General features: G+C 73.9%; 9 protein-coding genes. 6 read left to right on the plus strand and 3 right to left on the minus strand.

The features are described from left to right. Positions 1–78: 78 nt before the first annotated feature. The 3 genes from WMF17_RS14345 to WMF17_RS14355 form a co-directional block, all read right to left on the minus strand. Positions 79–897: a PP2C family protein-serine/threonine phosphatase gene (locus tag WMF17_RS14345; RefSeq protein ID WP_437490747.1), complete on the minus strand. Its 819-nt coding sequence runs from the start codon at positions 895–897 to the stop codon at positions 79–81. Between the two features lie 259 nt (positions 898–1,156). Further along, a complete protein-coding gene (locus WMF17_RS14350; protein ID WP_437649988.1) occupies positions 1,157–2,797 on the minus strand; it encodes an FAD-dependent oxidoreductase in 1,641 nt (546 codons plus the stop codon). 4 nt (positions 2,798–2,801) lie between these two features. Further along, positions 2,802–4,406 (minus strand): polyamine aminopropyltransferase, encoded by a 1,605-nt coding sequence (locus WMF17_RS14355; protein ID WP_437602608.1) that lies wholly within the window; start codon positions 4,404–4,406, stop codon positions 2,802–2,804. A gap of 143 nt (positions 4,407–4,549) precedes the next feature. Here WMF17_RS14355 and WMF17_RS14360 point away from each other — a divergent pair, with 143 nt between their 5' ends. The 6 genes from WMF17_RS14360 (at position 4,550) to WMF17_RS14385 (ending at position 14,030) form a co-directional block, all read left to right on the plus strand. Then, positions 4,550–6,028 carry a DUF4178 domain-containing protein gene (locus tag WMF17_RS14360; RefSeq protein ID WP_437602609.1) on the plus strand — a complete coding sequence of 493 codons (1,479 nt, stop codon included), beginning with the start codon at positions 4,550–4,552 and terminating at the stop codon, positions 6,026–6,028. Between the two features lie 311 nt (positions 6,029–6,339). After that, on the plus strand, positions 6,340–6,648 hold the full coding sequence (locus WMF17_RS14365; protein WP_437602610.1) for a hypothetical protein: 309 nt from the start codon (positions 6,340–6,342) through the stop codon (positions 6,646–6,648). A 159-nt stretch (positions 6,649–6,807) separates the two neighbouring features. Next, positions 6,808–7,920, plus strand: a complete 1,113-nt coding sequence (locus WMF17_RS14370; RefSeq protein ID WP_437602611.1) for a hypothetical protein — start codon at positions 6,808–6,810, stop codon at positions 7,918–7,920. After that, entirely contained in the window at positions 7,917–9,962 is a 2,046-nt protein-coding gene (locus WMF17_RS14375; protein ID WP_437649990.1) for a S8/S53 family peptidase, read from the plus strand. The genes WMF17_RS14370 and WMF17_RS14375 overlap by 4 nt, the downstream gene beginning before the upstream one ends. A 268-nt stretch (positions 9,963–10,230) precedes the next feature. Further along, the gene (locus WMF17_RS14380; RefSeq protein WP_437649992.1) at positions 10,231–12,483 is read left to right on the plus strand and encodes an ATP-binding protein; all 2,253 of its coding nucleotides are present in this window, start codon (positions 10,231–10,233) and stop codon (positions 12,481–12,483) included. Beyond that, positions 12,480–14,030, plus strand: coding sequence for a sigma-54-dependent transcriptional regulator (locus tag WMF17_RS14385; protein ID WP_437602614.1), 1,551 nt, complete (start codon positions 12,480–12,482; stop codon positions 14,028–14,030). Before WMF17_RS14380 ends, WMF17_RS14385 begins: the two co-directional genes overlap by 4 nt. The last annotated feature ends 21 nt before the right edge of the window (positions 14,031–14,051 follow it).

Raw genomic sequence — 14,051 nt, forward strand, 5'->3', positions numbered from 1 at the left:
CCGGGCTCGCCTGAGCAGGCATCGAGACGCCCCGCGCGGCAACCAGGGCTGCCGCGCGGGCGGGGACGAGCCGCGGGGCTAGCGGCTCTCCTGGGTGGGCTCGTCGGTGAAGGCGCGCTTGCCGTCGGGGACCTCCTCGACGCGGGCGAGGACGACCGTGATGTTGTCGGTGCCGCCGAAGTAGTTCGCCCGATCGATGAGCGCCTTGCACGCCGCGTCCAGCGAGCCGCTCGACATCACGAGCTCGAGGATCTGATCGTCGCTCACCATCCCGGACAGGCCGTCCGAGCAGAGGAGGTACACGTCACCGTGGCGCGTCTCGTCCGTCACGAGATCGACGAGGACGTCCTCGCGGATGCCGAGCGCGCGCGTGATGACGTTCGCGGGCAGCTGCCGGACCTCCTCCTCGGTCATCCACGGCGCCATGTGCGCCGCGTCGCTGACGAGCGAGTGATCGCGGGTGAGCTGCGTGATCTGGCTGTCACGCAGGCGATAGCAGCGGCTGTCGCCCACGTGGCCCACCGTCACGTGCTCGGCGTCCTTGGAGAACATCGCCGCCACGATCGTCGTGCCCATGCCGAAGTCGGCGAGCGTCTTCAGCGAGCGGTCGAAGATGCGCCGGTTCGCCAGCCTGAGGCCGGTGACGACGTAGTTCTCCTCCTCGGTGAGGTTCGGATCGGCAGGGAACGGCCAGGTGGCGTCCCTCCCGACCGTCACGGACAGGAAGTCCGAGAGGGTGCTCACGGCAAGCTGGCTCGCGACGTCGCCCGAGCGGTGACCGCCCATTCCATCCGCCACGGCCACGACACGGTACTCCTCGCTGACGAGGAGGTTGTCCTCATTGTGGTCCCGGAGGAGCCCGGTATCCGTCATCCCGGCAAACCGGGTCCGCAACATGGGCAGAGAGTAGACGCGGAGCAGGGGGGCAGCGCAAGTTCAAGGCGAGGGCAAAGCTGAAATCCTGGGCCGGATCTCCCGCAGCAGCCCGTTCACGCCGGCAAGAAGCGGCCGGCGAGGGGGCGGCGGACCCGTCCGGAGGCGTCCGCTCGCCGGACGCACTTTGCTCTTGAAAGATGGAAGTGGACGTGGGGTTCCCCGCCGCGCGGCGCGTACCGGAGCGACGGGCGCGAGCCGGTTGACCGCCGCGCGCGCGAGCTCAGAGCCAGCTCTCGCCGATCGCGAGCCCGATCGAAGCCGCGATCGTCTCGGCGGCGCGCACGCCGCACGCCTGCGCCTCCTCGAAGAGCGCCATCCCGGGCTGGTCGACGTGCGCCCAGGCGACGCGCTCGGAGAGCGCGCAGACCGGCTCGAACGGCCGCGGGCCGAGGAAGCCGGGGCGAGGGCGCGGCATCGCGTGACCCCAGATCATGACGTCCATCCGCTCGATGTCGTCGCGCAGGTGCGGGTGCGCCGGCGCGAGATCGCGCAGCACGCCCTCGGCGAGCGACTCCCACGGCGCGCCGAGCAGCGCCGCGCGCGCGCCGGCCACGTCGGGCCCGCCGTACGCGCGGTAGTAGGTGAGCACGGTGCGCTGCATCGGCGTCGCGAGCCGCGAGCGCTGCGTCGTCCCCGCGGCGAGATCGGTGAGCTGGTGGCGCGCGTCGACATAGCCGAGCCCCTCGGCATCGTAGAGGACGGAATCCCAGGCGTGGTTGGGATCGATGCGCCGCTCGACGTGCAGGTTCGCCACGAGCCACGACGACGCGACGCGCGCCGGCAGCTCGCCCGCCGCGCTCCCCTCGAAGATGCGACGCACGACGAACGCCGGCGCGGCGAGGATCGCGGCGCGCGCCTCGACGCGGCGCGCCTCGCCGCGCTGCACGTCGACGTAGCTGACCTCCACGCGGCCGCCCGGCTGCGGGCGCACCGACGTGACCAGCGCGCCCAGCGACACGCGCGGCGCCGCGCGCTCGAGCAGCGCCTTCACGAGCCGGCCGTTGCCCTCGGGCCAGATCAGGTAGTGGCTGCCCGCGAGCTCCGGGGTGCGCGCCTTCCGCCCGGCGAAGTAGTGCAGCCCGGCCCAGGCCGAGATCTCCTCGGGCGTGCCGCCGAAGTCGTCGAGCATCGCGTAGCGCACGTACCAGCGCAGGAACGGCGTGCGGTACCCCTCGCGATCGAGCCACGCCGCCATGCTCATCCGGTCGAGCTCGAGGAGCTCCGGGTCGCGCGACGAGCGATCGAGCGGGATCTGGAACGCCGCGCGCCCGTCGCGGCCGGTGAGCTCCGTGAGCTCCTCCTCGAGCGCGTGGAACCGATCGAGCTCCTCGAGCGCGTCGTCCGGGAGCGCCTCGGCCGGCGCGAGGCCTGTGTGCCACGCGCCCTCGTAGAACAGCCGCTCGGCCGGCGCGTGGCAGAGCCGCCGCGGATCGAACGTGGGGCGCCCGGCCGCGTCCCAGCCGGTGACGACGCCCATCTGATCGAGCAGCCGCAGCGTCGCGCGCGCCTCGACGTTCGGCGCGGCCAGGTAGTGCGCGCCCCACGGGTAGGGCACGACGCCGTCCTCGCCCCACGCGCTCGTGCCGCCGGGCCGCGGCTCGAGCTCGAGGACCCGCAGATCGAGCCCGGCGCCGGCGAGCCGCCACGCGGCCGACAGCCCGCTCACCCCGCCGCCGACGATCACGACGTCCGCGCGCTCCGCGGGGCCGAACGTCGAGGCGCGCGGCGCGCCGCCGCGGAGCAGGTGCCCCGCGCCGTGGGCCGCGCCCACGATCTCGCCGGCGAGCGGCGCCCGCCCCGGGGAGGCCGTGTGCACGAGCCAGCCCGCGCCCACGGAGCTCAGGAAGGCGCGGCGGTTCACGGGATCACCGCGACCACTCCGCCCACTCGCGCGTGTACACGGAGACGAGCTTCTGGTCGTTCAGCCGGTTGATCGGCGCCTCGACGCGGCCGAGATCGCGCGGGAACCGGAAGAGCTCCGGCAGGCCGCTCGAGTCGAGGTAGCGGAGCTTCGACGCGTCGAGCCGCAGGGCGCCGGGCGCGGTGAGCCCCTCGCCGCCCGCCAGGATGAAGCCCCACTCGCCGAAGCTCGGCACGTACACGTGCAGCGGCGCGGTCCTGAAGCCGGCCGCCTCGAGCGTCGTCACGACGCACCAGTACGACTCGCGCGCGTAGTGCGGCGACGTCGCCTGGACCACGGCGAGCCCGCGCACGGAGATCCGCTGCCGGAGCAGGTGGTAGAAGGCGTCCGTGTACAGCTTGCCGACGGCGTAGTTGCCCGGATCGGGGAAGTCGACGACCGCGAGATCGAACGACTCGGTCGACTCCTCGAGGTACTTGAACGCGTCCTCGTTGCGGATGGCGACGCGCGGATCGTGGAGCGCGCCCCCGTTCAGGTCCGCGGCGAGCGGCAGATCGCGGAAGGCGTCGGTGACGGCGGCGTCGAGGTCGACGAGGAGGATCTGCTCGATCGACGGATAGCGGAGCAGCTCGCGCGCGGCGAGCCCGTCGCCGCCGCCGAGGATCAGCGCGCGCCGCGGATCGCGGCCCAGCGCGGCGACGGCCGGGTGCACGAGCACCTCGTGGTACCGGTGCTCGTCGTCCGACGAGAACTGGAGGTTGCCGTTCAGGAAGAGGCGCGTCGTGCGCGGGCTCCTCGTGATGACGAGGCGCTGGTACGGCGACTGCGCCGCGTAGACGATGGGCGCCCCGAAGTAGAGCGCCTCCGAGCGCTCGACGAACCGCGAGACGAGCGCGAGGGCGACCCCGAGCCCCGCGATCACGACCACGCAGAGCGCCCGCAGCCGGATGACGACGGCGCGCTCGAGCGGGAAGAGGAACGTGCTCGCGAGCGCGACCGCCGCGTTGAGCAGGCCGAAGAACAGGCTCGTCCGGTGGATCCCGAGGCGCGGCAGGAGGAGCGACGGGAAGAGCAGGCTCGCGGCGAGGGCGCCGATGTAGTCGAGCGTGAGCACGCGCGCGACGAGCCGCTTGAGATCCAGGGAGAAGTTGAGCAGCCGGATGAGCAGCGGGATCTCGAGCCCGACGAGGACGCCGATGAGCAGCACGAGCGAGTAGAGCAGCGCGCGGAACGCCCCGAGCGCGGTGTAGACGCGGAAGAGCATCGGCGCGGAGAGCCCGCCGACGAGCGCGAGGCCGAGCTCGATCTCGACGAAGCGCTCGAGGAGGCGGGTCTCGATGTACTGGGACAGGTACGAGCCGATCCCCATCGCGAACAGGTAGAGGCCGATGACGAAGCTGAACTGCGTCACCGAGTCGCCGAGGACGTAGCTCGCCAGCGTGCCGGTGATGAGCTCGTAGATGAGCCCCGACGTGGCGATGACGAACACGCTCGCGAGGAGCGCCGGGTGCACGAGCGGGGGCAGCGCCTGCGCCGCAGGGAAGGGCGCCGCTGCGTCCCCGCGCGGGGCGCCCGCAGCTCCCGTCGAGCTCTCCTCGGTGGCCGGCATCGGCGCGGTCCTAGCACCGCTCGCGCTGGACCACAGCCTGTTCGGGCGAGCCCCCGCGCGGCCATCGCGCTGCCCCGGCCACGCCGGAGCGACGCGTGAAACGCTTCCTCTTCCGTGACCGGGGCTTCTAGTATGGTGCTCGCGTGAGCACGCCCTTCGACCGAGCCGCCGCGTGCCCCTCGTGCGGTGCGCCGATCACGTTTCGCTTCGCGGGCGCGATGGCCCAGGTGTGCAAGCACTGCAAGTTCGTTGTCGCACGCACCGACCGCGACCTCCGCGCCGTCGGGCGCGTCGCCGACCTTGTCGAGATCCCGACGCCCCTCCAGCTCGGGGCCACGGGGCGCTGGGGCAACGAGCCCTTCGTTGTCGACGGCCGCATCCAGCTCGATCGCGCCAGCGCGCCGGGCGCGCCGTGGCAGGAGATCTTCATCGCGTTCCCGGCCAGCGGCCGCTGGACATGGGTCGCCTTCGCCCAGGGGCGCTGGTACGCGACCACCGAGGCGCCGCTCCCGCTGAACGGCCTGCCCCCGTGGACCTCCCTCCAGCCCGGCGGCCGCGTCCACCTCGAGGGGCACGGCATGTTCACCGTCGTCGAGGTCGGCCGCCGGCGCGTGATCTCGGCCGAAGGTGAGATGCCCTCCGTCGCCGCGCCGGGCGTGGTGACCGGCTTCGTCGACATCGCGGGGCCGCGGGGCGAGTTCGGGACGCTCGACTACGGCGACGGGCGCCTCATCCCGCCGAAGCTCTACCTGGGCCGGCAGATCGATCCGGCCGTGATGCAGCTCGACTCCGGCGCGCCCGTCGAGAAGCCCGCGGCGCAGGTGGCGGCCGTCGCGTGCCCGAGCTGCGGCGGCAACCTGCCGCTCGCCGCCCCCGGCACCGCGGAGCGCATCGTCTGCCGGTACTGCGGCACGGCGAGCGACCTCACGAACGGCGCGCTCGTCGCGCTCGGCCAGGTGCCCCGGCCGCCCGTGGAGCCGTACGTCCCGCTCGGCGCCGAGGGCCAGCTCCGCGGCATGCGCGTGCTCTGCATCGGCTTCGTCATCCGCAGCTGCACGGTGGAAGGCGAGCGCTACAGCTGGCGGGAATACCTGCTCTACGGCGGGCCGAGCGTCGGTTACCTGTGGCTCATGGAAGAGGACGGCGCGTGGCAGCTCGTGACCCCGCTCTCGCCCGGCGAGGTCCAGCCGATGGGGTCGAGCGCGAGCTACCAGGGGCGAACGTACGCGCTCAAGCAGAGCGTCTACGCCGAGGTGGAGTACGTCATCGGCGAGTTCTACTGGAAGGTCGAGATCGGCGAGGGGGTGCAAGCCACCGAGTACCAGGGCGCCGACGGCAAGGTCAGCATCGAGCAGGCCCCGACCGAGGTCAGCGTGTCGTTCTGCTCACCCTTGCCGGGCAAGGAGCTCGCCGCCGCCTTCCACCTGCCGCCCCCGCCGAGGCCCGGGGTCGGCGGGGGAACGAGCCTGAGCGGCGGCACGATGATCGTGCTCATCGTCGTCCTGATCATCGCGCTCCTTATCCTCACCTCGCTCAGCGACTGTGGTGGGGGCGGTGGCCCCGGCGGCATCCTCTTCGTTCCGACCGGCGGGAGCAGCCCGAGCTTCGGGGGCGGGAAGTGATCCAGCTTCACTACCCGATTCGGTTGAACTTGAATTGAACGGCATCGCGGGGGCGCGACTGGCGTGATCCCGGGTGGTGTCGAGTCGGACGCGTGCGGGGCTGGACATCTCTATGTCCACTGCCGCCGCGAGAGCGACCTCAGGTCGAATGGAACGGTCGAATCCGGGCAGGTGATGGTCAGTTTCGGGTATCGGTCGCCGCCGGCCGCTCCCGGCGGTCGAGTGATTTCAACGGCTTACACCATGGCCTGCGGCGGCCCGTGACGTGCAATGTGCCGTCCGAAGCCGGCGCGGACCGGCGACGGAGGCCCATGCAAACCGTGAATACGGTCGACCCGCACGCGCAGCTGCGTGCTCTCTACATCTCGCTGCTCCGGAACCAGGAGCACTTCGACGAGTTCAAGCAGCTGCTCTCCCTCTACATCGTCTCGGCCGAGGCCGACGAGGAGCCGGCGGATGCGACCGCGGTCCGCGCGCTGCTCAACAGCCGCATCCGCTCCTGGATCGGCGGCTTCTTCGACGGGCTGAGCGCCTCCCAGGTGCTCCAGTGGCGCGCGATCGTCGTCGAGGAGCGCATCAACGTGTGCCTGTCGCCCTGGAAGGAGTCGAACATCTATTGATGCTGCGGCGCAGGCGACAGGCGGGGTTGCACCGCCATCGGCGTACGTCCCACCGGCGCGGCTCTGCCCCGGTGCCATCTACCGGCGCCCGGCGCGGCGCGCGCGGCCCGGCGAGCGCCGCGCCGCGCGCGCCGCGCCCGTCCATGGAGGTGCCCGCCCATGGATGACGCGCTCTGGGTGGACGAGCTCTACAAGGCGTTCTGGCGGACCCTCCCCGGGATGCTCCACGCCGAGGCGCAGGGGCTGGCCTACACGCTCGGCCTGGCGCCGTCGCGCGACGTGCCCTGGAGCGCCGTGTTCAGCAACGAGATCACCCTGGCCGCGCCCGCGCTGCTCGCCGAGGCCATGCCCGGGGTCCGCGGGGCGACCGTGCAGGACGCCCTCCTCGCGCACCTCCTGGCCGTCATCGAGGCGTTCGGCACCGATCGCATCCAGGACGCGCAGGTCCGCCCGACCTGGCAGCTCGAGGCCATCCTGGCCCACGCGCGCCGGGCGCGCGACGAGGCGCTGCGCCGCGTGGCGCCCGGCGTCGACGATCCGGCCATCGACTTCGCCCGCGCCGACGAGGCGACGCTGCTCGCCATCGAGACCGAGCGCAGCCTCCTCGCGAGCGGCGAGCCCGCCGGCTTCAGCCGCTACTACGCGCTCTCCCTCGGCAAGCAGAGCGTCGGCTTCCCGGCGTCGATCGCCCTCGCGCACGCCGCGGGCTGGACGGCCGAGCAGCGCGAGGTGCTCGCGCGGCTGCTCTCGTCGGTGTGGCTCGGGCTGCAGCTCCACGACGACGTCATGGACTGGCAGGACGACTACCAGCGGGGCGGCGCCTGGGCCGTCGTCCTCGCCTCCGAGCTCCGATCACGGGCGCAGGGGGAGCCCGACGTCGCGTCCACGGGCGCGCGCGATCAGGACCGCGCCTCCGGGTCGCACCACCGCGGCGCGGTCGCGTACGGGCCGCTCGGCACGCCGCCCTGGGGCATCGCCGCGACCGCGCGGGCGAAGAGCGAGCCGCCGGCCTCCGCCGCGATCTCGTCGCTCCTCCCCGTGCGCCGCATGGTCCTCGACTCGGGCGTCCTCGCGGCGATGCTCGACGGCGAGCGCCGGTGCTTCCGCGCCGCGCGCCGGCGCGCCGCGGCCATCGGCGCCCGCCGCATCGGCGCCTGGGCGGCGTCGCGGGAGGCGCAGGCGCAGGAGCTCGCGCAGTGCGAGGCCGAGAGCCCCGGCTTCGCGAACCGCGCCCACGCGCTCAACGCCTGGGCCAAGGCCGTCCTGGCATGAGCCGGGGCCGCGGCGCGGCCTCGGGGGGGGCCTCAAGGGGCGGAGCAAGCGCTCCGGAGGAGGGGCCCGCGCGCGGCCGCCCGAGCGCGCCGCCCCCCGCGTCGACCGCCTCGCCCAGGGCGCGCCCCCCGCGCCCGCCGTGGGACTTCGGCTATGCCCCGGTGCCCACCGCCGCGGGCGACGACGACGGCGGTCCCCTCGACCTCGTCGTGGCCTTGCGCTGCGCCGTGACCCCCGGCGACCTGGCCGGCGCGCTCTCGGCGCGCTGGTCCGCGGTCGAGGTCGAGCGGGTCATCGAGCGGCCGCCCATCTTCTGGCTCCGCGTCCGGTCTCCCGACCGCGGGCGGCGCGCCGAGGTCGCCGCGGCGCTCTCGGCCGCGGCGCTCCCGGTGCGCTACGTCGCGTCGGCCCGGCGCCCGAGCCCCGCCGTCGCCCCGCGCTTCGACGCGGCCACCGGCGCCGCGGCGCGCCCCGACGGGTGGAGCGTCCGCAGCGCGTCGTCCGAGGACGATCCCGTCACGCCCGGCCGCTGGTTCCTGCGCGACGAGGAGGGCGGGATCGGCGTCGACCGCCGCCGCTGCGGAGGCGGCGCCGGCATGCGCCTCGGGGTCATCGACGACGACGCCTGGGCGGCCGACGAGCTCGGCCTCGACCGCGAGGTGCTCGTCATGATCGAGCACCCCCCGCGCAGCCAGCCGCACGGCTCGTTCATGGTCGCGTGGGCGGTCGGGGGCCGTCGCCCCGGCGGCTTCCGCGGCGTCGCGCCGGACGCGTCGCCGCGGCTCTACCTGATCCCGAAGCCGGGCTCGTGCGTCCTCGCCCTCCCGGTCGCGATCATCCAGGCCGTCAGCGACGGCGCCGACGTCGTTGTTTGCGCCGCGTACGTCGAGGGCTCGACGACGCCCATGCTGGACGACGCGCTCGAGTTCGCCGCTCGCCTCGGGCGCCGCGGTCGGGGCTGCCTTGTCGTGTTCCCCACCGGCCGCGAGGCCTCGAGCCCGCCGGAGTCGCTGCACGCGAGCTTCTCGCTCGGGTTCGGCGAGCCTGCGAGCGACCCGCGGGTGATCTGCGTCGCTCCGGGCGCCCGCGGCGACGGGTGGTTTCTCTGGCGGGATCGCCGGGGGCGCAGCCGCCCCTTCGCCAACCGAGGCCCGGCGGTGCGGTGGCTAGCGCCCGGCGACGATATCACCTGCCCGCTCCCGCCGGCGTCCAGCGCGGCGCCCGCGTCCGGCGCGGCGCCGGCGTCCAGCGCGGCGCCCGCGTCCGGCGCGGCGCCGATGTCCGAGCGGCTCTGCCACGCCGAGTCGAGCGGGGCTTCGGCCCTCACCGCGGGCGTCCTGCTCCTCGTCCTGTCGCGCAACCCCGCGCTCCGCCTGCCCGAGCTCGACGCCCTCGTCCGGCGTACGCTCGCGCCGGTGCCCCCCGCGGCCCCCGCGTCGGCCGAGCCGATCGCCGATCCGTGGGACATCCTCCCCGACGGGCGCGATCGCGACGGCCACAGCGCCAAGCACGGCTACGGCCGCATCGACGCGGGCCGAGCCTGCCTCGCCGCCGGCGACCCCATCGCGCTCGCGCTGCTGCTGATCGGCGAGGACGGCGCCGCGCGCGCCTGGCACGACGCCCGCGCCGCGGATCCGCTCGCCCGCGGCCTGTACTCGCGCCGCCTCGCGCGCTGGGCCGTCCGGGGGCTGCTCGCCGACCCGAGCCTCTGCCACGGCGTCTGCGCGCTCGCGCGCCACGCCCGCCTCACCGCCGGCGACGCCGCGCGCCGGCGCGCCCACGGCGCCGGCGTCATCCTGCGGCAGCTCTCGGTCCTCGTCCGCGGCCTCGCCGCAAGCCGCCAGGCGCCGGCGCCGGCGCCGCGCGTGCGCGACGAAGTCGCCGCCCTGCTCGACCGCCTCGAGCGTTCGGCGACCGACGCCGCCGCCGTGCAGGCCGTCGAGTCGCGCTTCGGCGAGCTGGCCGACGCCGTGTTCGCGGACGCCGCGGCGCGCGGCAGGGCGCCGCCTGAGCGCGCTTCCTCACCGCGTTTCACGGCGTGATCCCCCTCTCATCTCCGCGTGAAACGTAATGAACATCGCGTAACGGCGCCGCCGCGGTCGCCGTTACGCGGGCCATCGCGGCGGCGCGTGCCGTCCAGCGCGTGAGCCCCGTTGGTTCACCCAGGGTTCCAGCGTATCGTGGGTGGCTCGCGGCGCAATTTACGCGCCGTCGAGTCTCCCGATGCCAGCTATCGAGAATCGGCGTTGGCTCCTTGCTGCGGTCGTCATCGCGGCGCTCGTTCTGGGCGGCTCCGGGATCAGCAGCGCCTTGAGCTGGTACGAACGCCCGTTTCCTGGCGTCCTCGTCGACCCGGACGGCGTGATCTCGAGCCTGGGCCTGCCTTCCTGGGAGGGCTTCCAGAAGGGCCTCCGGTTCCCCGATCGCGTCGTCGAGGTCAACGGCTGGCCCCTCGAGAGCACGGCGGGGCGCTACCGCGCCAGCACCTGGGACGCCGCCATCGAGCAGGCGGCGGGCGCGGGGGAGCGCTCGGTGCGCGTCCGCGTCGAGACGGGCGAGGGGATGCGCGACGTCGAGCTCTCCCTCGTCCCCTTCGATCCGCTCGCATGGTGGTTCTACGCCGGCGGGCTGATGGTCGTCGCCTCGCTCTACGTGGGCGCCGCGCTCATCGCCCTCAGCGCGAGCCCGCGCGGCAAGCTCGCCCGCGCGTTCGCGACCGCCGCGCTGTTCGCCGCGCTCTTCCAGCTCGCGCTGTTCGACTACCACAGCTCGCGCGAGCTCGTCCCGTTCTTCCACGTCGCCTACGCGCTCGTCCCGATGAGCCTGTTCGCCCTGGCGCTGCGGCTGCCGGACGACGTCGCGCTCATCGCGCGCTACCCCGTCTTCGCCCGGATCGCGCATGGGATCGGCGGCCTGCTCGCCGCCGCCCTGCTCGCCTCGCACGCCATGGGCTGGACCACCGTCGGGCTCCGGAGCATCTGCGCGACCCTGGTCGTCGCCTCGTTCCTCTTCTTCGCGATCACCCTGATCCTCCGCTTCGCCGCGGCGGAGGGGGATCGCCGCCGCACGCTGCGCGCGCTGCTCCTCGCCATGGCGCCGCCGCACGTCGTGATCGCGATCGGGTTCATCCTGGCCATGCTCGGCGTCCCCGCGTCGGCGCTCGCGTGGTTCGCGATCCCGGCGCTCGCCCTCACGCCCGTCTCGAGCGTCGTCGCGTTCATCCGCTACGACCTCTGGGGGAGCCGCGCGCTCCTGTCGCGCCCGCTCACGCGGATCATCATCGCCGCCATGATGGTCGCGCTCACGGTGATCCTCTGCTCCGCCTGCGCGGGGTACGCCGGCCTGCCGCTGCTCGGCGCGATCAAGGTCGCCGCGCCGGCCGCGATCATCAGCGCCGCGCTCGTCGTGTTCGCCCTCGGCGCCGGCGACCGGACGCTCTTCCCGGCGCGCGCCGAGTACAAGCCCACCGTCGAGCAGCTCAGCGAGGAGCTGACGCTCGTCGCCGATCCCGACGAGGTCGCGGACGCGGTCGAGCGCACGGTGGCGCGCTGGCTGTCCTGCGAGCGGGTCACCTTCCGCCGCATCGCGGTCGAGGCCGTCGACGCGGCCGGCGCGCCCGGCGAGCAGGACCCGAGGGCCGCCGAGCCGAGCGGCGAGCGGCTCATCGGGATCGGTCCGCCCGAGGAGAGCGCGAGCGAGCTCTCGCTCACGGTCATGTTCAGCGGCCGGCTGCTCGGCGTCCTCGAGGTGGGCAAGAAGCGCGGCGGCGCCCTGTTCACCAGCGAGGACCTCGACCTGCTCCGCACCATCGGCAACCAGGCCGCCCTCGCCCTCGCGCACGCCCACAGCTACGCCGAGCTGGAGCGGCGGCGGCGCGAGCAGGCCGCCGCCTGGCGCGACGAGCGCGCGGCGCTCATCGAGACGCTCGCGGCCGAGATCACCCACGAGGTGCGCTACCCGATCAACTTCTTCCGCTCGGTGTTCAAGCGCGGCTCGAGCAACCAGAGCCTGGACGCCGAGGAGGTCGAGATCGGCTGCGAGGAGGTCGAGCGCCTCGAGCGGCTCGTGATGGGCCTGCGCCGCGTGACGCACAGGAGGCTCGAGCGCCGGCGCCTCGCGGTCGGGGAGCTCGTGAGCCGGGCGGAGATGCTCCTGCGCGATCAGCTCGGCAAGCGGCGGATCGAGGCGCGGGTGAGCGCGACGCCGAGGCTCCACTGCGACCCCGATCAGGCCACGCAGGTGCTCGTCAACCTCCTCTCGAACGGCCTCGACGCGGCCGGGGACAAGGGGGCCGTCGGGGTCATCTGGGCGCCCTCGGAGAACGGCGCCGAGCTCGTCGTGTGGGACACGGGGCCGGGCATCTCGGCAGACGCTCCGCGGATCTTCGCGCCCTGGTACACGACGAAGCCGGGCGGGACCGGGCTCGGGCTCGCCATCACGCACCGGATCGTCCGGGCCCACGGGTGGTCCATCGACCCGGAGCGGCGCGACGGCAGGACGCGGTTCGCGATCTCGATCCCGGCCACCGATGTCACCATGACCGCAGAGGATGAGGTCGCGTGAAGATCCTGATCGTCGATGATCAGCGGAGCGGCCGCCGCACGCTGCGGCAGATCCTGAGCGCCCTCGACGGGGTCGAGGTGCTGGAGGCGGTCGGCCTCGACGACGCCATGGCCGCCGTGGAGCGGAGCGCGCCCGACCTCCTGCTCCTCGACGTGCGCCTCTCGGACGATCCGCGCGACCGCGGCGGCCTGGAGATCCTGCGGCGGGTGCGGGCCTCGGGGCGGAGCACGCCGGCGTTGATGGTCACCTCGGTCAGCGAGCTCTCCGAGATCCGGGAGGCCATGCGGCTCGGCGCGCAGGACTACGTGCTGAAGGACGAGCTCTGCCCCGAGATGCTCCTGCCGATCATCGAGGGGCAGCGCGAGCGGCTGCTCCTCAAGGGCGAGGTGGTGCGGCTGCGCGAGCGGGTCGACCGCACGTTCGGCACGAAGGCGCTCCTCGGCTCGTCCGCGGCGATGGATCGCGTGCGCCGGATCGTCGAGCGGGTCGCCGAGTCGAGCAGGACCGTGCTCATCCGCGGCGAGACCGGCTGCGGCAAGGAGATGGTCGCCCGCGCGCTGCACGAGATGAGCTCGCGCCGCGGCGAGCCGTTCGTGGCCGTCAACTGCTCGGCGCTGCCGGGGACGCTCATCGAGTCGCTCATCTTCGGGCACGAGCGCGGCGCCTTCACGGGCGCCGAGAAGCGCATGCGCGGCCAGCTGGAGCTCGCGGGCGCGGGCACCATCCTGCTCGACGAGATCGCCGAGATGCCCGGCGAGCTCCAGGCGAAGCTCCTCCGCGTGCTCGAGGATCGCCGCTTCCGCCCGCTCGGCGCCGAGGCGGAGATCCCGCTGCGCGCCCGCGTCCTCGCCGCGACCCACGTCGACCTCGAGAAGCGCATCGGCGAGGGGCGCTTCCGGGAAGATCTCTTCTATCGGCTCAACGTCGTCACGGTGCACGTCCCGTCGCTCGCCGAGCGCGACGCGGATCTCATCGAGCTCCTGCTCGCCTTCAGCGCGGAGGTCCCGCGCAGGCTCCGCTACACGGACGACGCGATCGCGTGGCTGGTCCGGCGGCCCTGGCCCGGCAACGTGCGGGAGCTCCGGAACGTCGTCGAGCGGCTGGGGCTGCTCGCCGATGACGATCTCATCGACGTCCCGACGCTCGAGGAGCTCGCGCGCGAGCGGCCGGTCGTGGACGCCACCGCGGAGATCGACCGGCTGGCCCGCGCGCTGCTCGCGCTGCCCGAGCGGCTCGGCTCGAAGCTCCGCGTGATCGAGCGCGCGGTCCTGCACCACGCGATCGAGAGCTGCGGCGGCAACAAGGCGGCCGCGGCGCGGCTCATCGGCGTCGACCGGAAGATGCTCGAGCGGCGCTGGGACCGGCACACCGGCGAGGAGCCGCCGAGCAGCCGGCGGATGTCGCTGCCGACCGCGGCGCGCCACCTCGGCGAGGAGCCGCCGAGCAGCCGGCGGCTCACGCCCGCGAACGCGCAGCGGTACCTCGGCGAGGAGCCGCCGAGCAGCCGACGGATCTCGGTGCCGTCGCCGGACACGGACGACAGCTGAGCCGCGCCCGACGCTGACGGC

The organism is Sorangium sp. So ce362 (genome assembly GCF_051519845.1).
GTDB lineage: Bacteria > Myxococcota_A > Polyangia > Polyangiales > Polyangiaceae > Sorangium.

What these genes read in the sequence shown, in the direction of transcription:
- WMF17_RS14365 (WP_437602610.1), top strand. Translation starts at nt 6,340, where the DNA reads ATGCAAACCGTGAATACGGTCGACCCGCACGCGCAGCTGCGTGCTCTC.
- WMF17_RS14370 (WP_437602611.1), top strand. Translation starts at nt 6,808, where the DNA reads ATGGATGACGCGCTCTGGGTGGACGAGCTCTACAAGGCGTTCTGGCGG.
- WMF17_RS14355 (WP_437602608.1), bottom strand. Translation starts at nt 4,406, where the DNA reads ATGCCGGCCACCGAGGAGAGCTCGACGGGAGCTGCGGGCGCCCCGCGC.
- WMF17_RS14375 (WP_437649990.1), top strand. Translation starts at nt 7,917, where the DNA reads ATGAGCCGGGGCCGCGGCGCGGCCTCGGGGGGGGCCTCAAGGGGCGGA.
- WMF17_RS14345 (WP_437490747.1), bottom strand. Translation starts at nt 897, where the DNA reads ATGTTGCGGACCCGGTTTGCCGGGATGACGGATACCGGGCTCCTCCGG.